The 20,182-nt window shown below is 71.7% G+C and carries 6 protein-coding genes; all 6 read right to left on the minus strand.

The features are described from left to right. Positions 1 to 1,041: 1,041 nt before the first annotated feature. Genes ABD944_RS08245 through ABD944_RS08270 form a run of 6 tightly spaced genes read right to left on the minus strand, consistent with a single transcriptional unit; the run spans position 1,042 to position 19,669 of the window. Positions 1,042 to 2,859, minus strand: a complete 1,818-nt coding sequence (locus ABD944_RS08245) for a hypothetical protein (RefSeq protein ID WP_345174020.1) — start codon at positions 2,857 to 2,859, stop codon at positions 1,042 to 1,044. Then, a complete protein-coding gene (locus ABD944_RS08250; protein WP_345174022.1) occupies positions 2,856 to 8,093 on the minus strand; it encodes a hypothetical protein in 5,238 nt (1,745 codons plus the stop codon). Before ABD944_RS08250 ends, ABD944_RS08245 begins: the two co-directional genes overlap by 4 nt. Further along, the gene (locus tag ABD944_RS08255; RefSeq protein ID WP_345174024.1) at positions 8,090 to 11,227 is read right to left on the minus strand and encodes a hypothetical protein; all 3,138 of its coding nucleotides are present in this window, start codon (positions 11,225 to 11,227) and stop codon (positions 8,090 to 8,092) included. The genes ABD944_RS08250 and ABD944_RS08255 overlap by 4 nt, the downstream gene beginning before the upstream one ends. Further along, on the minus strand, positions 11,224 to 12,405 hold the full coding sequence (locus ABD944_RS08260; RefSeq protein WP_345174026.1) for a Kelch repeat-containing protein: 1,182 nt from the start codon (positions 12,403 to 12,405) through the stop codon (positions 11,224 to 11,226). The genes ABD944_RS08255 and ABD944_RS08260 overlap by 4 nt, the downstream gene beginning before the upstream one ends. Positions 12,406 to 12,420: 15 nt before the next feature. Beyond that, positions 12,421 to 17,130 (minus strand): DUF6603 domain-containing protein, encoded by a 4,710-nt coding sequence (locus ABD944_RS08265; protein WP_345174027.1) that lies wholly within the window; start codon positions 17,128 to 17,130, stop codon positions 12,421 to 12,423. Then, positions 17,123 to 19,669 carry a hypothetical protein gene (locus ABD944_RS08270; RefSeq protein ID WP_345174028.1) on the minus strand — a complete coding sequence of 849 codons (2,547 nt, stop codon included), beginning with the start codon at positions 19,667 to 19,669 and terminating at the stop codon, positions 17,123 to 17,125. The genes ABD944_RS08265 and ABD944_RS08270 overlap by 8 nt, the downstream gene beginning before the upstream one ends. Between the last annotated feature and the right edge of the window lie 513 nt (positions 19,670 to 20,182).

Here is a 20,182-nt window from a genome sequence, read left to right on the forward strand (position 1 = left end):
AGGTTACACGGAGCCCTTTTCAGCGTGACGCGCCCCCGCGAAGTCTCAGAGTGTGGACAGGCCTGTCGGGTCCTTTACAGGGCCTTACGCAGGTGGACCAGGGCCATCAACACACCGCCGAGAACTACTGCGCAGTCGGCCCGTCCGGGACCGGCAAATCCACAGCCTCTCGCCACCTTCGGCGCCGCCACAATTCACGCCGGATTCGGAACCCGCTACCGCGCCGCCGCCGACCTGGTCGCCACCCTCTACCGCAGGACGGCGGCGACTCCGTCGGCCGCATCATCGAGACCCCGCCGCGCCCAGACCTGATCATCGTCGACGAGGCCGGCTTCGCACCCCTGGAGAACAGCGTCGTGGCGTCCGGAACGTCACTCATGCCCCCCGGTGCGGCGCCGGCAGCGGAGCTAGGATCGCCGTGGGCCCGCTTCGGGGAAGAGGTAGACGGCGGCCACGGGTACCCCACCGTGACCGTCGGCGGGGTGCGCCCGATCGGACTGCGGGCACTCCGTGCGAGCCCCGCGCCAGAGAGCCCCGAATCGGGGCGAGGCTCCTTCCCACCTGAACATGAGCCGGCGTGCTGGAAGAGATGGCGATGACTCAGGGAAGACGCCCACTGGCGACGGTGTGGTATCCCGGGGCGCTGCAGGGAGGCTGGCGTGAGGCCACAGGATGGACCAGTTGCTCGAACCGGGACGATCCAGCCGCGTACGAGGCGCCATTGTCCGAGTCGTTACCGGGCGCGGTGCGGGCGCTCCCTTCCCCGCACATTTCCCGAATTATGATCACCAGAAAGTTCGTCATCGTTTCACGTTTGATCGCCACCCAGAGGGCTGTTGCCTGTGAACCCCTTGAACAGGTCGGCGATCTGATCGTCCGAAGGGTGGAATTCACCTTGCGCAGCTTCGCCTGGGTCTCCGGCGGCAGCGGAAGCTCGACGGTGTCGGCCACCAACTCCCCCACTTCGGCCGCGAAGGCTGCCCTCCATTTCGCCCCCTTTCTCGTGCCCTGGCCGAACATCTGTGATGGAACGGTTCGGCTTCAGGTCAGGGGTTCGGTGCCGGCGGGGAGGTCGAAAGTGAGGCCGCTGGAGCCTTCGCCGCGGCCGGCGCCGCGGCGGGCGCTGAGCCAGACGGCGACGCGGCCGTTGCCCCAGCGGGTGCGGTTGTAGGCGACGGTGACCTTGGTGCCGGTCTGCGGGACCTCTTCTTCGTTGAGGAAGTACGAGCGTTGCGGGGCGGCGTCCAAGCCCTCGCGGAGGATCGTGGTGCGGGGGCGGACGGGCTTGGCGTCGATCTCGCTGGGCATGGCGGCGCGCTGGAGCTGGATCTTGCGGCTGTCGCCGGGGACGTGCACGGGGATGAACGGAATCCAGTGGCCGGGGACCGAGGTCATGGCCAGGTAGGCGATGGGGGCCAGCGGGGCGGTGGGGGGCGTGGGCGGGAACAGGCGGCGGCGCTGGGCGAGGATCTCGGCGGCGACCTCGCCGCCGCGGCGGCCCGGGCCGGTGGGCAGCCGTACGGTCTGCTCGATGCCCCACACCATGTTGGCGTTCTCGTCGCGGATGAGGTCGACCTCTTCCAGGACGGGTCCGTCGGCGACCTTGGGGACGGTGGGGGCGAGGAACAGGCCCGTGTCGGCGGGGACGGCGTCCGAGCCGATGGTGTCCAGGGTGAACATGGACCAGCGCTGCCAGTCGTTGTCGGGCCCCGCACCGGCGGGCGTGATCCACAGGCGCTGGCCGAAGACGTCGGTGACGGCCAGGCCGCGCAGTGAGGCCAGCGTTCCGGTGGGCAGGTCGCACGGCAGGTAGAACCAGTCGTTGCTGTAGACGAGGGCGAACTCCAGGACGACCAGGCGGGCCATGTCGGTGCGGTCCGGGCGGACGGCGGCGAAGTTGGTCTTGCCGTCCTCCACCGCCCACCAGCGCGGCAGCGGCATGCCGGAGTAGCGCACCGGGGCCGGGAAGACCGTGCGGTTGATCGGGGCGGGCGGTGCGGCGGCCCCGCCCACCCGGGTGCCGGGGTCGACGGAGAAGGCATGCCAGTCGAGCTCGCCGCCCGGATACTCCTGTGCGGTCAGCACCTTCTCCGCGCCCCCCGGCTGCCCCGCGGCGACCGAGAACCGATGCTCCAGGCGGCGCGGATCCCAGGTGGCGTCGCCCGCGGGCTGATCGATCAGGCCGTCGAACCAGCCGACCAGCCGGACGCCCAGCTCGTTGATCAGCCTGCGGTGCGGGGGCGCGACATGGTCGATGCCGTCGGCGGCCTCATGCCCCGCCTTGATGCGAAGGTACAGCTCGTACCCGTCCATCCGGCGGCCGGCGACGGCCTGCAGCGTGGACCAGACCTCGGGGTGGGCCACCCGCGGGGTGTCGGCGTCGCTGGCCGGGGACGGCAGTGCGATGGGATACAGCTCGACGAAGTCCTGCCGATGGTGGTGGATCTGCGGGTGCAGGCTCATCAGTTTGAGCCAGCGGCGGCCGATGGCAAGGCGCAGATCGTACGAGATCCGCTCCGGCCCGAAGGCGAACGGCAGCGCCCGGCGCTCGGCGACGTCCTCCAACGGACGGTCGGCGGGCAGATTCTCAGCCGAGCCGCCCAACGCGGACTGGAACCGGCTCGGAACCGCCATCCCCACCGAGTACATGGCGGTGACCGGCGTCCCGGCGTCGGAGCCGCGGAACTCGCCGAGCTGCCATTGCCGGGTGAGCAGCCACAGGGCGTCCCGCACCTCCACGCGCAGGGCCCGCTCGAAGTCCGCCGTGCGGGGACGTCCCTCCAGCCGGTTCCACAGGCCGACGGTCGGGAACTCCCGCTCCGCCAGGGCCTTCGGCAGGTTCTCGATGCGCTCTGTCATGGGTTCTTCCCGCGCAGATTGTTGGTCGCGAAGTCGGTGCCGATGGTGATCGGCTTGCTGGCGGCCGACACCAGCGTGGCGGGCAGCAGGTGGGCGTAGGCGGTCTCGTCCAGGTGCGCGGGCTCGACGGCGCGGGCCTTCATCAGGTCGTACGTCTCGTGCAGCGCCGCCACCAGGTCGTCGGCGTTCCACGTCCCGGTACGGGTGGGCGGGGTGACCAGCAGCATGGCCTGCGGCGGCTCGGAGTCGGGCTTGTCATAGTGCAGCGCGATCCCGGTCGTCTCCTTCTGCGCCGGGATGACCTCGGTCCACTCGTCCAGCAGCAGACCGCAGAAGTCGACGGTCGGCGGAGTGGGTTTGGCGGCGTAGTGCGCGGTGAACAGCAGCCGGTCCTCATCCAGCGTCGTGCCCGGCGCGAACTCCATGGCCAGCCAGTGGTCGTCCGTCCGGTACGGCAGCTGGATCGGCACCAGCTCAGGCTCCTCGAAGCCGGGCAGATGGCCGAGCAGTCCCCCGTCACGGCGGAGCGCGTCGCTCAGGATCGTTACCTGCTCCCACAGCCGCGGCTTCTCCCTGACCCGGGCGATGCCGTGCAGCCAGTCGTCCACCGGGAAGTCGCGCCCCGCGTCCTCCAGGTGCTCGATCAGGTCGCCGCTGTCGTCGCGGGCCTTCTTCCAGTCCGAGGCCAGCGCGGCCGACGGGGTGTACTGCGGTACGGCCAGTACGTCCTCGCCGAGCAGCGCCTTGAGGGTGTCGAGCGCGGCTTCCACCCGGTCGGGCCCGGGCACCGCCGCATCGTGCTCGATCAGCGCCGCGTCGGTGGCGGCCAGCCGCTCGACGATTTCCGCTTGCAGCGCTCGTGCCCGGTCCAGCAGTTCCTTCCCGTACGCGACGACCAGGTCCTGGTGGGGGCTCAGCGTCAGCCCGGCCGGGTCCAAGCCGGTCAGCGGCAGCAGTGCGGCGACCTCGGCCAGCAGCCCGCTCAGCGTCTTCTGGCCGGTGCCGGCGACCTCGCGCAGATCCCGCAGCTTGTTCTGGAACACCTGCCGCCGGTTGTTGATGATCGAGCGCAGCCGCTGGGGCGTGTTCGGGCGCGGCGCGGTCGGCGTGGTGGTCAGCAGCCGCTCGATCCGCTCCAGCAGCCGGAACCGCTCCGGGGCCACGGTGGCCGCAGGGAGCGCGTCGTAAGCGGCGATGAGCGCGTTGGCGTCGGCCAGCGCCTTGGCCATCCGGCCGGCGACCTCGTCGACGGCCGCGAGCACCTCGGTGTAGCGGTCCCGCCGCCACCCGGCGGCCTCGCCCCAGCCGCTGCGCACCATGCCGAACCCGCCCGCCGTCGCGATCAGATCCCCGTACCGGCGCAGGAACGCGTCGATGCCGCTGATCAACTCGCTGCGCCGGACCGGCGCAGGCGGCTCCGGGAACAGTGGCCCGAGGTCGTTCAGGTAGCCGGTGACGGCCGTGCGCAGCGCCACCAGCGCGTCCCGCACCGCCACCAGCCGCTCGCGGGGCAGCGTCACGGCCGCGTCGGCGGAGCGGTCGACCGGGGCGTCCCCGGCGGCCGGGATCAGGTCGGTGGGCCGCACGGGCCGGGACGTGGTCAGCAGCGAACGCAGAGCCGCGATCAGTGGCGACAGCTCGAAGAACGTCACCTTGCCGGTGATGCGCCTGGTGTGCTCGATCACCAGCCGCGCGTCCGGACGTGGCTGGTCGCGGGTGGCGACCACGCCGATGATCCGGTCGTCCAGATCGGTCATCGACGCCTCGCTGGCGGGCCGTACCGCCCACAGCAGGTCGATCGGCCGCAGCCGCAGGTCCCGCTGGGTGACCACGCTGCTGCGGGCCACCCCGTTGACCGGGTCGGTCCAGGTGACCAGCGCGGCCACGTCCCGCTGGTCGGGCAGCAGCGTGGGCAGCCAGTCGTCCACGGCGGGCTCGGCCTTGGCGCGCGGGCCTTCGCCCTGCACGGACGGTGCGCTGTGGCCCGGCCGGATGCCCGGCGTCAGCTGCAGAGCCATCCGATGGGTCAAGGTGGTGCCGCTGCGCGGTGTCCGGACCACCTCGGGTTCGGGCGCGACCCCTTCCTTCGCGTAGGCGTCGAGGGTCGTCGTCGCCCGCTCGGGATTGCCCGCGAGCACCTGGTGCGTGCTTTCGGCCACCGCCAGGTCCGCCAGCGCGTCGTGGGTGTCGAGGAGCCGGTGCACCTCCTCGTTGATGGCCCTGCGCTGGTCGGCGTCGGGGTCCGGGAGCCCCTGGGCGCCGAACGGGTAGACGTCCGCGCCGGGCACCTGGGTCACCCGCCGCACGAGTTCGAGGCCGTCGATGACGTTGCGGGCCTCGACCAGCTCGACGGCGGTGCCGGGGGACGGCTCGGTCTCCTCGATGCGCCCGGCCCGCAGCGGGAAGGCCCCGCGTAGCGCGGTGATGAACGAGTCCAGCTCGGCATCCGGATACCGGTCGTGCAGGGCCCGTTCGAGCCGGTAGCCGAGCAGGGCGCCCAGCGACTGTCCCCGCCGCAGCCCGTCCAGCAGGTTCAGCGCCACCCGGACCCGTTCGGAACTCAGGTTGACGGCGAACGTGTGCCGGTCGGCGGGACTGGCGTTGGCGATGTATCCGGCGCGGAGGACCGCGGCGGTCGTGGCCTGCGCGGGCGAGGGAGCGTGAATGTATCCGCCGTTGGCCTTGTCGTGCATCAGCGGCTGCGTGCCCGGCGGGTTGAACAGCTGCCCGAGGTCGCCGCTCAGCTCGACCGGCGTCATGCCAGGGCGCGGCTTGGGCCGTACCTCCTCCAGCCAGCCGTACGCACCGAGGTGGATGCCGCGCCGGGCCGGTCCCGTGCCGGACGCCCCGTAGCGCAGCTCCGCGAGCCGCTCGTTGACCAGCCCCAAGCGCCAGGCGTCGAGCCGGTACGTCGCGCAGTCCAGGTGCTCGGTCAGCACCCGTTCCAGCCGGGCGGTCGGCAGCCCGGCCAGGTGTTCCAGCGCGTCGATCTGTTCGGCGAGCTGCACGGTGGCCGGGCTCTGCCTGATGACCTCGGGGATGAAGCTCGCCACCAGCCGGTCCGGGCTGCCGGTGATGGCTCGGTCCGGCGAGTACAGCTGGCGGAACCGGCTCTCGCTGTCCACCGGGGGTGCGCCGGGCCGGTTGGGACGTACGTGGACGAACAGCGGATCGCGCGCGGGTGGCACCGTGCTCCCGGCTCCGGCGGCCAGGCGGCGGGCGGCGTCTTCCCAGGCGAGCAGGACCGCGTGCCGCGCCAGCAGATACAGCAGCGCCGCGGGCGGCTTGTCACCGTTGAAGCCCAGTTCGAGCCGGACGGTCTCCAGGTCCTGCTCGGCGTGCTGGGCGAGCCAGTGCAGGTAGTTGCCGCCGTCGGGAAGGTACGCGCGGATGTGGTCGGTCTCCGACAGCGGCCGGTCGTCGACCAGCGGTCCGAGCAGTGGATACTGGTCGCCCACGAACAGCCGCCGGATCACCTCCGGGTCGGCTCCAGGCGGGACGGCATAGCCGAGGCGGTTGAGCAGGGCACGGATCGGCTGCGGCATGTTGAGCTGGTCCAGCGCGGGGATGACGCGCGGGCCGCCGCTGTTGAGGTTCTCCCGGTTGAAGATGTCCTCGACGCTCTGCGCGTACCGCTGGTAGAACTCCGCCGACGTCGGATGCAGCGCCAGGATGTCCAGCAGCAGCTGGTGGGGGTCGCCGCCCTTGCCCAGGTAGCTGACCTTCGCGAGGGCCTTCTGCCAGTCCCCCGCCGCCACGCTGAGGAGCTTGTACAGCCCGCGGCGGTGCGTCGCGCCTTCCGGGAAGGTCATCTTGGAGAAGGCGGTGGTGGGCAGGATGCCGTACGGCTGCCGCCCTATCTTGACCGCCGGGACCGGGCCGCGCCCCGACACGTACCGCACGAAGAACTCGCGCGTCTGGTCGACCGCCTGCTCGGACAGGATCGGATGCATCATGCCGCGCAGGTACGCGCCCCAGGTCGCCGGCCACAGGGCGACGTTGGCCGCGCGGGCGTCACGCTGGTCAGTGCCGTCGGCGTTGGGCATGCCGGTCAGCACGGCCGGGTCGATGCCGAGCAGGTCGGCCAGCCACTGCCCGTCGGTCCGGGTCCGCCAGTCGTCAGGCGCGTCCGCCGCCGCGAACCCGAAGGCGGTGCGCAGCGCGGCCTGGGCTTCGGCGCGGCGGTCCTGCCCGGCGGGGGCGGCCTCGCTGTTGTTGGTCGGGGTGCCCTGTGGCAGCAGCCCGTACCCGGACGGGCTGCGCAGCTGCCGGGTGATGAGGTCGGCCAGCTGGACGGCCGTCTGCTCGGGGCCGGACCGCTCCCGCAGCCCGAACACCAGTAGCCGGTCCAGGCCGTTGCGGATCTGCGGGGTGAGCGGGATGCGCAGGCCCATGCCGAGTGTCACCGCCCGCCCGAAGTCGGTCAGCCACTGGAGCTCGTCGGGCACCCGCAGCGCGCCGGTCCGCTCATCCACCTTGAGCTGTTCGTCGGCGTCGGCCTCGGGGTCGGGGCTGACCGCGAGCGCGTCGGGCACCGCCTCGCCGGTCGCCGCCAGCACCCGCTCGCCGCCCACGTATCCGAGCACGGTGAAGCGGTCCGGCAGGAGCCTGGCCTTCGCCGCCTGGGTCCACGACTGCCCGGCCAGGCTTCCCGCGGCCGGCGGCGGCAGCACGAGGAACGCGACCATCACCGCGTCGTCGACGGCGGTAGGCGCGGCGTCAACGCCCACCGGCCGCCGGGTCCGGATCGTGTCCGCCCGGCCGGCCCCGACGTCGGCGCGCAGCGCGGTGTCGGCGGCGCGCAGCTTGGCCCGGTCGCCGTGCGCGCGCCACACCGCCGTCCAGTACGTGACGGTCGGTTGCCGGTCCGCGGCCGGTACGGCCTGGCCGGTCACGACCACCAGCACGGTCGCGCCCTCCGGCACCGTCACGGGCCGGTCGGCGAGGTTGGCGGGGGTACGGGTCCGCAGCAGCCAGCCGGCCCGGCCGCCGGGCACCCGAGCGACCAGCTCCTGCCAGGCCGCCTGCTCGGCCACCGCGTTCCCGCCGGTCCGCCAGTGCGCCGTCCAGTACGCGTCCACCGCGGCGATCTCGGCGCGGGTCGGCTTGGGCTCGAACTTATCGGTGCACCACTCGTCCGGGAAGATCCGTACCAGCAGCTCGGTGGCGGTGAACCGGGTCTCCACCCGGACCGGGCCGAGCAGTACCGGGAAGTCGTCGCTGAGCGCGGTCACAGCAGCATCTCCTGAGCGTGGACGGCCATCAGCACCGGAGCCTGGAACAGCATGTAGGCCACGTCGGCGGAACTCAGCCCGCCGTGCCAGACGGGCAGGAACGCGTCCTCCAAGTGCTGGTCGTTCTTCTCTGCATCGGCGGCGGGGTCGTCGAAGTCCTTGAGCGGGACCTGCACAGTGCTCGCGTCCAGCCGGATGAACCCGGTCCCGCCCGGATCCACGTCGGCCCACGTCAGGTCGTTCCACACCTCGACCGGGGTGGGCGGGCCCTCGTCCGCGCCGAACCGGGGGTCGCCGGGACGTTCCTGGATCACGAAGAACCAGCCCGCCGCGCCGGTGGCGAAGTCGCCCTTGGCCTCGGCCGCCGTCAGGTCGAAGCCGAGCAGGGTCAGGTCGGGGTCCACCTTGGCCTCGTACAGCGGGAGCCTGATCTCCTCCAGCGTCGGGTGCGCGGGGTCTGCGAGTTCGACCGGAACCCGTTCCTGGGCCGGGTCCGGCGGTCCCGCCTCGGGCTGCCAGCGGGCGCGGTGCGCGTAGATGGCGGCGTTCGGATACTTCCTCAGCAGGTCGCCGCGGATGACCAGAACGAGGTCGTCGGCCTGCTCGCCGGTCTCCCGCGCGTCGTTCTCGCCGAGTTCGGCGGCCTTCGGCCAGGTGTGCAGCGGCTGGATGTCGTACTGCTTCACGCCCCCGCGCGTGTCCCAGAACTGCCGGAAAGGCGAGCCGCGCTGGTCGGTGGGGTACTCGCGCCAGAGCAGCTCGCGGGCCATCTCGTGGTTGAGTCCGACGAGGTAGGACTCGATGAACTCCTGGTTGGTCTCCAGCAGCGTCACCGTGTTCCGCGGGATCAGCCCGAGGTTCGGGGCGAAGTAGTCCACCGACAGGTCCAGCAGCGCCTTGTACATCGGCAGGTCGATGACGGGATACGCCATCGCCTCGATGAACCGCTCGGCGAACGACCGCAGTCGTTCCGGCAGGCTGACCGACGTCAGCAGGCTGGTGGGCACGGTCTTCTCGGCGCGCAGGCCGGTCATCATCGCATCGGTGGTAGCGCGGACGTTCAGCGGCTCGTCGCCGCCCTCGGTCCGGCCGCCGACGCCCGCCGCGTGCCAGCCCCGGTAGATGTCGCGCAGCCCGTCCTTGAAGCGCTTGGCCTCCTCGCTGTCGGCTCCGCCTTCGGAGGGGACGAACGTGTCGCCCGGCAAGGTGATCCGGAAGTCGGCGCTGCGCGGAAGCCGGTCGACCGGATCGGCTGGGTCGGCCTCGATGGCGGCCGTGAGCCCGATCGGCGGTGGTGCCGGGTGCAGGACATCGGTCAGCTGCTCGGTCGTCACCACCGCGTCGGGAGTCTCCTTGGCGGCGGCCGCCGTCACGGGGTCGTCCGGGTCGTCCATCCGCGGGATCAGCGCGTCGGGCGGCGTGGTCTCACTGAACGGCAGGTCGCGGATCAGCCGCCCCGGCCGCAGCATCCGCCGCATCGGCGGGGACAGCGGCGCGGCCGTCACGCGGCTGCGCGCCACGTGGAACCCGACCGCGACCCGCTCGCCCTCGACCGCCGCCGCCCCGCGCAGAGCCCGATCACGCGTGGTCACCCGCGAGTTGGCGGGAGCGGTGAGCACGAGGGCCTTGCCGGACGGCACCGGCTCCCCGGCCAGCATGATCGGTGCGCCGGCGGGCTCCACATGCTTGGCCTGCAGCACGGTCCCGACCTCGCGGGCGAGCTGGGCGGCGCGGATCTTGGCGTTGGCCGCCAGCACGTCGCCGACCTGCGCCCAGGCGGCGACCATGAACTCCTCCTGCCGCTCCTGGACGACGCGGGTGCCCAGGTGGGCGGCGACGCGGTAGCGCGGGTCCAGGTTGAGCCGGTGCACCCAGTTGCGGTCGGGCGTGATCGGGCTGCCGTCACGCTCGGTCAGCAGCCGGTTCGCGGGGGCGTGCCAGCGCCCGTACAGCGGCGGGGTGATGATCGGGTCGACCTCGCCCGCCACGTCCTGCACCCCGTGGGCGGCGTGCGCGGCGGCCGGGGTCTGGTCGAGGTAGGCGTCGGCCAGGTTGACCAGTCCAGCGAGGGCCTTCTGGAACGGATGCGGGTACGGCTCGTCCCACTTGTCGTAAACGTCGCCCTTGGGACGGTTGGGCGACTGGAGTGCGCCGCCCAGCTTGAGCACGCCGTGCAGCTCCGCCGGGCTGGTGATGGGCGGCAGCCCCGGCCCGGCCGAGTTGTGCACGTCGAGATCGCGGCGGCCGATGGCCGGGTCGGCGGGCCGGGGCTCCAGCAGCCGGACCAGGTACTCGAAGTCGCCCGCGCTGCCGGTGCCGAAGAACCAGCGGTGGTAGTACGGCAACGTCGCGGGCTCGGGGCGGCCTGGGTAGTCGGGGCCCCAGCTGGAGTGCAGCGCGCCGGGCGCGGTGGCCGGGTCCAGGCCGAGCCCGGCCAGGCGGCCCGTCTCGAACGCGGGGACCAGGAACGCGTGGTAGCCGGTGTCGGGCTTGAGCCGCCGCGGGCACATCAGCCGCGAGCACGCCAGATCGGCGTTGGTGATCAGCACCTGGCGCAGGACGGCGAGCGCACCGGCGGGATCGTCGTTGGCGACCAGGCCGTCCAGCGCGCCGTTGACGTGCACGTGCGCCCAGGCGCCGAGCTGGCCCGGCGGCGGCAGCGTCCCGGCCGGGTCCTTGACCTGGATCGACGGCAGCGGCCGCCCGGCGACCGCGCCCTCGGTGAACTCCGCGCCCGGGTCGCCCGCCGGCTCGGCCGCCCCGGCGAGCACGACGAGCGCCAGCCAGGGCAGCAGCCGCTTGGTGGCCCCGTCGGGCGGGGCCGGGCTGTAACTCCACGGCAGGCCCTCGTCGTAGAACTCGATGTGCGCCAGGTAGTTGGGCTCCACGTTGGTGATCCAGGGCCGCGGCTCCACCCGCGAGATCACCCGGGGATCGACCCCCACCACGTCGCCCGGCCCGTACATCTGCACGGCCTTCTCGACGTCGCGGGTGATCGTGCCGCCGGACACGCCGTCCCCGGTCAGCCGCAGCTTGACCGGGATGACCGCCCGGTCGGCGGTGCCCGGATCGGTCGTGATCCGGGTGCTGAGGCCGGTCCGCAGCCACGGCAGGAAGGAGTACGCGTTGCTCACGGTGTCACCGGGCCGGTGCCGAAGATCTCGCTGGTGGCGGTGACCTCGGTGGCGCCGGGGCCGGCGGCGGCAAGGCCCGCGCGGGCGATGCCGCCGGTGACCAGTACCGTGCCGCCGGTCAGCGGGACGGCGGCGAACCCCCACCGGCCCACCGCCAGACCGCCCGCCGGGCTCCAGTTCCGGGTGGCCGCGTCGAAGATCAGCGCGCTGGCGTAGCCGACGCCGTTGTCCGGGGTGTCGGTGCCGCCGGCCACCAGCACCTTGCCCCCGCCCAGGGAGACCGACCGATGCAGGCCGCGCCCGGCGGGCATGTCCTGCACCGCGCTCCACACGCCCGCGACGGGGTTGAACGTCTCGGCGGTGGCCCTGCTGAACGGGTCGAAGGTGCCGTTGCCCGGTGCGCCCGGAGGACTGCCGCCACTGGCCAGGACGGAGCCGTCCGGGAGCAGCGTGGCCTGGTGCCCGCTGCGCGCCACCAGCAGGCTCCCGGTCGGCGTCCAGGTACCGCCGGTGCCCGAGGCCGGATCGTACAGCTCGCAGAAGGCCAGGGCCGCGTCGGTCTCGCGGGACACGGGTGCGCTGCCGCCGACCACCAGCACCTTGCCGGTGTTGAGCACGAGCGCCGGGTGGCCGCAGCGCGCGTCGGTCATCGCGGTGACCTCCGTCCACGCGCCGGTGTCCGGGTCGTAGACCTCGGCCGAGCGCAGCGCCTTGACCGACTGCCCGGACCGGGTGGTGCAGCCGCCCGCGACGAGCACCTTGCCGTCGGGCAGCAGCACCGCGCTGTGCCCCCACCGGCCGGTCTTCAGGCTGCCGGTCGCGGTCCAGGTGCCCTGAGCGGGGTCGAACACCTCGGCGGAGGCCAGTCCGGCGGACGGGAACGTCGCCGCCCCGGTGATGCCGCCGGTGACCAGCACCTTGCCACTGCCCAGCAGGGTGACGGTGTGCAGCCGCCTGGCGGTGTGCAGCGCGGCGGCGGCCGTCCACGTCTTGGCGGACGGGTCGTACAGCGACACTTGCCCCAGCGCCTCTCCGGCGGCGCCGGCTCCACCGGCCACCAGGACCTTCCCGCCGGCGAGGACGACCGGGCCGTCATGCTGGCCGGACCACACGCGCGCGGAGGGAAGGGCCCCGGTGCTCGTCCACTGTCCGGTAGCCGCCGCGGTGGGACTGGTCATGGGGTGCCTCCGTCGTCAGGGCGTGAAGATCTCGGCGGTCGGGGTGAGGATGTCGGTGCCGGGGTGCGGGGCGGCAGCGGCCGAGCGGGTCCGGCCACCGGCCACGAGCACCCGGCCGTCGGGCAGGTCGATCACGGCGAACGCCCACCGGCCGGTGGCCAGGCCGCTCGCGGGGGTCCAGGTGCCGGCGGCCGGGTCGTAGAGCAGCGCACTGCGGAAGCCGCCGTCGAAGGCGGGGGCACGGGTGCCGCCCGCCACGAGCACCAGGCCGGACCGCAATGGCAGGGCGCGGTGCCGGGTACGCCCGCCGGGCATGTCGCGAACCGCCGTCCATGTGCCGGATCCGACGGTGAAGCGTTCGGCACTGGCGAGGGCGGCGGAGTCGTACGGACCGCGCGCCGGGCCGGTCGGGGCATCGCCGCCGGTCACCAGGACGGTGTCGTCGGCGAGCAGCGTCGCCTGGTGACCGGCGCGAGGTGTGGCGAGCGAGCCGGTCGGGGTCCATTCGCCGGTCGCCGGGTCGTAGATCTCGCAAAAGCCGAGCGCGGCGCTGGTCCGGCCGGTCTTGAGGACGCCGCCGACCACCAGGACCCGGCCGTCCGCGAGCAGTACGGCTTGGTGGTCGGAGCGGGGGTCGGTCATCGCGGTCTCGGTCCACTGCCGTTTGGCCGGGTCGTACACCTCGGCGGACGCGAGCGAGTTGCCGCGGGCGCCGGTGCCGCCGGTGACCAGGATCCTGCCGTCGCGCAGCACGGTGGCACTATGGCCGGACCTGGCGGTGCGCATCGACGGAACGTCGCTGCTCCAGGTCGCGGTGAGCGGGTCGAAGATCTCGTTGGTCGCCAGGGGCTCGGTCTGGGTCACGCCGCCGGCGGCGAGGACCCGGCCGTCCGGCAGCAGGCAGAGGGTGTGCCCGTCGCGGGCGACCGGAAGCGGCGCGGCGGCGGCCCAGTTCCCGGCGATGGGATCGAAGAGCGCGGCGGCGGCGAGCGGCTTGCCCGCGGCCTCCTGACCGCCGGCGGCGAGAATCCTGCCGCTGCTCAGCCGTACCGCTGCCGGGGCGATGGCCGGGGTCGGCAGGGAGCCGGTGGAGGTCCACGACTGCGGGGCGACGGGCAGGGCGGCCGCCTCGGATTCGGGGATGACGTGCAGCCGGCCGATGAGCGCGGGGTCCGCCATGACCCACTCGGCGAGGGCCTCCTCGGCCGCCGCCTGGCTGCGGAAACTCGCTGCGGCCGAACCGAGCGAGGCCGGCGGGAAGGCCTGGGCGTTGTTGCGCAGGTGGGCGACCACGAAGCGCTGGCCCGTGACCTGCACGGTCTCGTCAGGGGTGTACGGCCGGCGCTGGTCGGCCTCGCGCTGCGACAGGGGTGAACGGCTGGTGCTGCTGCCCTCCAGAAGCCGGGTGAACACGGCCGGGCTGACGCTGGTCAGCGTCTTGGTGGGCGCGGCGGTGGGGGCGACCTGGCGGACGAGTCCGTCGGCCCGCACGATCGTACGGGTCAGCGGTCGTACGGTGCCGGGCCGGCGGCGCAGCCTGCTGTCGATGACGATCTGCTCGTAGCGGGCGCTGCGCTTGACGACGCGGGCGGAGGCGATCGCGCCCTGCGCCGCCACCAGCTCCAGCCCCGCGTCCTGGTCCTCGTACGCCGGTCGCGACAGTTTGGTCGCGTCGTCCATGTCCTGGAACTGAGCCATCGCGAACTTGTCGGCGGTGATGGAGGCGCGCACGAGGCCGCTGCCGGGCAGGGGCTCGACGGTGAACCGTTTCCCGTCGCGCGGCCGCTGCGCGCCGATGCGATCCAGCCTTACGGCGAGCGGGATCGCACGCTGGCGGACGAACAGTGAGCCGAGGGGGTGCAGCACCAGGTCCTCGGTCGGCGGCAACGCGCGCAGCGTGACCAGCGGGTTGCCGCCGCCGGTCGGCAGCCGGGTCTGCCAGCCTTCGGGCTTGGCGACCTCGCCCGCCAGGAGCGGGAGCACGTCGACCGGGGGCAGCGTGGTGTCACGGTCCTCGCCCCAGGTGATATCGAAGTCGGCGGAGATCTCGAAGAACAGCAGCGAGATCGAGCCCCGGCCGTGCGCCCGGAACGGGGCCGGGCCTTCGAGCTGGAAGTCCAGGTCGATGCCGAAGAGGCCGACGCCGAACGCCTTGAGCGAGACCCCAGCGGAGATGGCGATGACGAAGCGGAACGGGGAGAACTGGAAGAGCGCGTCGAAGCTGAGATGCCCTGAGATGCCGAAGTCGTCGAAGCCCAGCACCATCTCGGCGCGCGCACCGAACTGCACCGTGTTGCTGGTGATCGCGAAGTAGCCGGAGACGGTGATCCGGGCGCCCGGCCGGTTGAGGATGTCCACCCGGATGCGGGGTGGCACCGGAAACGGCAGCGGCGGCGGCTTGTACGACGGGTGGAAGCCGCCGACGGAGATGACCAGGTCGGGGTCGTCGCCCCAGCCGACCAGCAGGCCCATTCCGCCCTCGAGGGTCATGAACAGCACGCGCGACTCGAAGAGCTGGGCGAAGAACCACAGGCGCTGCTTGTCGAACTCGATCGCGCCGACGAACTGCACCTGCAGGACCAGCAGCGGCAGGTCGGTGGTGGGCAGCACGCAGCGCAGCACGCCGAGGATGGCGATGTTGCCGGGGATCTCGATGATCACCGCGAGCGAGACCGAGACCAGCGTGGGGGTCCCCCAGCCGATCTTGGCCATCGGCCCGACCAGGAACGTGCCCTGCTCGGGTGGGAAGAACGCGCGCAGGTCCGACAGGATGCGCGGCGCGTTGGCCACCACGTCGCGCGGGAACATCACCGACTCGATCGAGCCGCTCCGCACCCCCTCCACCAGAGCCTGCAGGTTCATCCGGCGGTTCAGCCCGACGATCCCGCCCACCGCCAGCAGGGTGAAGCCGAAGCCGAGCTGGATGCCGGTGCCGAACTCGGCGGTGATGATCAGCAGCAGCGAGAAGCCCGTGGAGCCGTCCGGCATCCTGGTGGTGATCAGCCCGATCGCCTTGACGTCGAAGAGCCCGGCGAACTCCAGCTCCAGCGCCCCGCCGTACTCGCCCCTGGCCGGGTCGAAGAACAGGTAACCGCCGCCGCTGACCACCCCGGCGTCCACCGACAGGCCCGCGCCCTTGGGCGGCTTGAACCCCAGCGAGACGTCCAGCGGGCCGAGGTTGCCGTCGTTGCCGGACGTGAAGCCGAAGGTCGCCGCCAGACCGAGCTCCTCGACGACCGCCTTGATCGGGCCGAGCTCGGCCTTGATCGTCGCGCCGAGGTTGATCGGCAGGCCGTCCGCGCCGGGGGCGGCCGAGACGGTCAGCGACTGGACGTCGATGGGGCCGAGGTCGAGGTGGACGGGCAGCTGGATCTCCAGGCTGGAGGTGCCGCGGAAGTAGAAGCCGGTGCGCTGGGAGACGCCGAGCGTCAGGTCGGCCCCGAAGGAGAAGCCGCCGTCCGGCACGATCTTGGCGATGAAGCCGTCGGCCTCGCCGGGATCGAAGACGAACTCCAGACCGGCCAGCTCGAACTCGGCGAACACGTCCGCCGCACCGTCGGACAGCCGGATGCCGCCGGTGCCGCCGACCTTGCGGAACTGCAACCGGGTCGCTCCGGGCGAGCCGAGCAGGACGATCGGGGCGGCGTCGGCGCCGCCGCGCTCCGCCTTGACCACCAGCGAGCCGGCGGCGTGGGACGGCGAGCCGCCGCCGGCGAAGCCGACGATGATCTCGATCGGGCGGTCCGGCCGCACCCGCAGCCCGATCCCGCCTTGCAGATCCAGGTCGGTACGGATGGTGAGGGCGATGTCGTCGCCCAGCTGGAACCTGAAGTCCAGCGCGCCGTTGAAGGCGGGGATCAGCGCCAGGCCGGGCGGGTCCCCGGCTGCCGCCGGCACCGGCAGCAGCCTCATCTCGGCGGCCATCCGGCCCGAGGCCTGCGCCCGTTCGAAGAAGACCGCCCGGATGCCGCGCACCGGCGGGTCGGTCAGCTTGGGAGCGGTGCCTTGCAGGGCGGCCGCACTCGCCTTCGGGATCTCGGCGGTGGCGATGTCCACGCCGAGGGCCATCATCAGGTTGTCGACCTGCACGGCCAGCGCCTCGAAGTCGAAGTCCGCCTCGCCCCAGCCGAAGGCGTTCTTGAGCACCAGCGAGGGTTCGCTCAGTGTCTTGGGCAGGTCCGCCAGGTCGAGCCGGACGTTCATGTACGGCGGCCGATTGCCCTCAGCCGGTGCGTAGCCCGTCTTGACCACGCCCAGCGCGCGCAGTCCGAACCCGATCGACGGGTGGTACCGCTGCAGGTAGGTGATGACCAGGTAGTCGATGAGCTGGCCGGGGAACTTCTCCTTGAAGCCGTCCGCGCGCAGCGGCGCGGGGATGGCCGAGTCGGGTGCGGTCGCGATCGCCTTGATCGCGTTGACCACGTCCTGGAAGGCCCGCAGCACCCGGCCCACGTCGTCGGGCGAGATCTGCACGGAGGCCTCGCCGTCGCCCACGGAGCCGCCGACGTTGAGGCCGCCCTCGCCGAGCAGCCTGGTCAGACCGTCGTAGAGGGTCTCCACCCCGCTGCCGAGGTCGCGCAGCGGCTGCGGGATGTCCTCGGCGCGCCAGCCCAGCTTCTGCAGGAACGCGATGAAGGCCTCCGGGGAGGCGAGCGCCTCGCGCAGCGGCAGCAGCGCCTGCCCCAGCTCGGCCACCAGCCTGTCGAACGTGCCGGGCTCAGCCATTCTTCTTCGCCTTCGGGTAGAACATCGCGTCGAGGATGTTGTGATAGCCCGGATCGACCCGGTTGACGATCAGCCACTTGCAGACGAAGCAGAACTCGCCGTCGTTGTCCTCGTCGTCGGAGCGGCGCATCTTGCACGCTCCGGTCGGCCGGTAGTAGCCGCCCGCGAAGTCGAGCGCGCCCTCGTAGACGCCGATCAGTTTCGAGGACTTGCAGGGCGCTTTGAAGTCCGGAATGGACCTCGGGTTGTCGACCTCGTGCTTGGGATGCAGGACGTCGGGGTCGACGTTCAGCGGAAGCCTGTTGGCGGGCGTGGGAGTGGTCAGGTGTTTGCGCACCGCCGGCTCGATCACGGTGAGGAGCTGACCGGCGGCGTCCTTCAGCGGCACGTACACGGCCGAGCCCGCGGCGAACGTCGGGAACGGCGCGGGCGGCAGGCCCGGGCCGTCGAGCGTCATGGTGCCCAGCTCGGGCTCGATGTGGGCGATCTTCAGGTTGGTCAGGACCTGGGCGGAACCGGTGGCCAGCGGCAACTGGATCCCCTGCGGGCTGACGTGGAAGTTGCGCAGGTGCACCTCGGCAGGCGGGTTCTGCGCCGCGACCTTCTGCCACGGCGCGATGTACCGCTTGTCGATCACGATCTCGATGCCGCCGAGCCCCGGCGCGGAGTCGATCACCAGCCGTGCGGAATGGCGCATCCGGGGCAGCGCGAACCACTTGACCTTGGTGACGTCGATCTGCCGATCGGGGGCGGGGTTGATCCGCAGGAACCCCAGCATGCTCACGTTGTCGCCGAGGATGTCGTTCGTTGAGGTCGCGGGCGCGTTCGGGTCGTCTCCCCCGGAGTTCTCGTACTCGTCCATCAGGCCGAAGCTGTGGCCGAACTCGTGCGCGACCGTGTCAACGGTCTCGGTGAAGTTGACGTCGGGCTCCGACGACGGCTTGCGCCGCATCACCCGCTTGTCACCCGCGGCGTACTCGAACTCCACCCCGAGGCCCTTGTTGGTCGTCAGCGCCGTCAGGGTGTTGTTGTTGACGTTGCTGCCGCCGTTCACCTCGTCATAGGTGATGAGGGCGACCAGTCCGCGGCTGGGCTTGAAGTTGGCGTCGTCGGGCTCCCACACCGGTCCGATGTGATGGAACGGGGCGAACGCGTACTCCAGGCCCGCGAGGTACTGCAGGATCAGGTTGCCCGGATTGGTGCTGTCCCGGCCGGCGAAACGCTCAGGAGGATGCCTGCGGGGATCGGGCGTCAACGCCCTGGTCGCCTGTTCGGGCTCGTAGAACTCATAGAGCCGGGCGATGAACTCGCGCAGCCCCGGCGTGCCCGGCTGGTCGCTTCCGGGCGGGATCACCGCCGCGCTGCGGCCGGAGGAGCGGTCGCCCCACCGGCAGCCCAGATGCATCCCGAACAGGGTGTCGCGTGCGTGCAGGATCCCGGTCCCCTGGTGCTTCTTCCACGCCTCCAGCAGCGGGCCGTCCACCTTGTTGCGATCGAACCCGGTCAGCTCCTGCCCCGCCCAGATGTCCTTGAGGTTGGCCCTGTTCTCATTGCGCATCGGCAGCCCGACCTTGGCGACCAGGTCCCGCAGCGTGTAGACGTTCTCGTTTTCGCTGACCGGGTGGATGAACGGGATGGGCACGCCGGTCCCCGTCGTCTGGTCCGCGTCGGCGATCCGGTGAGCGACGGTGGCGCAATGCTCCTGCGAGGCGCCGAAGGCCTTGAAGATGTTGAAGCTGCCCTCAAGCATCGGGTACGGCTGATGCCGGGGCTGGTCGAACATCTGGTCCACGACGCGAGTGACGATCTTGTCGAAGGTCCCTTCGTCGGACTTACGGAACCCTTCCGCGAGGAAGACGATGTTGTGCTGCTCGGCCGCGTGCGCGACGTTGGGCGTCTGGACCGGCTTCAGGTCGCGGCGGTGCTTGGCGTAGTTCACCACCCGCACGGGCAGCCGCTGGGTCTGGTTGACGAGGGTGCCCGTCAGGTCCACGGTCCCGGGGGTGCCGGTGGTCTCGCGCAGCCCGCGCAGCCGCCCCTGCGGGGTGACCACGAAGGTGGCGGTGTCGGCCGACGTCAGCGTCACGTACCCGTGCCCGGTGATGTCGCCGATCAGGTCCGTACCGGTCGGATCGTCGCTGAACTTGGCGTAGATCGACGGCTGGGCGTGCGCCACGGCGTCCACGGCGGTGGTGATGGAGTCATTGCCGAACCACCAGGCCACGATCGAGGTGTGCACCTGTAGCCGGCCGACGATGTAGTCCCTGCCGCGCCGGACCTGGAACAGGTACACCCCCGGCTGGGCGGCGGTGACCTGCCCGTTGGCGCTGTTGTACGCCGGCAGCGGCGGGAGAAGCCGCTGTCCGACCGGGCGATGCGGCGCGAAGAAGTCCACGGTGATCGCCCCCGGGGCGATCGGCGTCAGCGTGTACCCACCGGCCGTCACCACCCGGTCGAACACCTGCAGCGTCAACGGCGGCGCACCGGACAGGGCCAGGTGGAGATCGCAGTGCGGGAACAGCACGATGTCCGGTGTCATGAGCGCCCCCATCCACGTGGGACTTCGGACGGCTCAACGGAACACGACCGATTATCGCCGTCAGTGATGCCTGGAATACTCACCGTGCCATCAGGAATATCCGGATGTCTCGTTACTGGCCGACTCCGGCCGCAACTATCATGATCGTGACCTCAACTCACGGTCAGAACCCGTATTAACTCCGAACCGGAACTGCGGAACCAGGACCTGGCCTCACACAGCGGCCAGCGCGTTCACTATAGGGATCTTTGATATGGACAACCCCGTAAAAAAGCCAGAGTGAGCCTCGATAAACGGTCGAAGTATCCAATATGTTTCTCGACGCTCAGGGGACGAGTTCAGCCCGGTTCGAGGGCTGCCGGTTTCCGAAGCCCGTTGCACTGATCGCTGTAGGCCCTGGCCCACGCGGTCCAGCGGGCGGCTCCCGCGAGAGCGGTGCGATCACCTGCCGAGGAAGGTGCCGAGCGCGCTCTACCTGGCCAGTGGCCCGAATGCGTCATGACCGGTGTTGGC

The organism is Actinomadura verrucosospora, from assembly GCF_039540335.1.
GTDB classification, from domain to species: Bacteria; Actinomycetota; Actinomycetes; order Streptosporangiales; family Streptosporangiaceae; genus Spirillospora; species Spirillospora verrucosospora.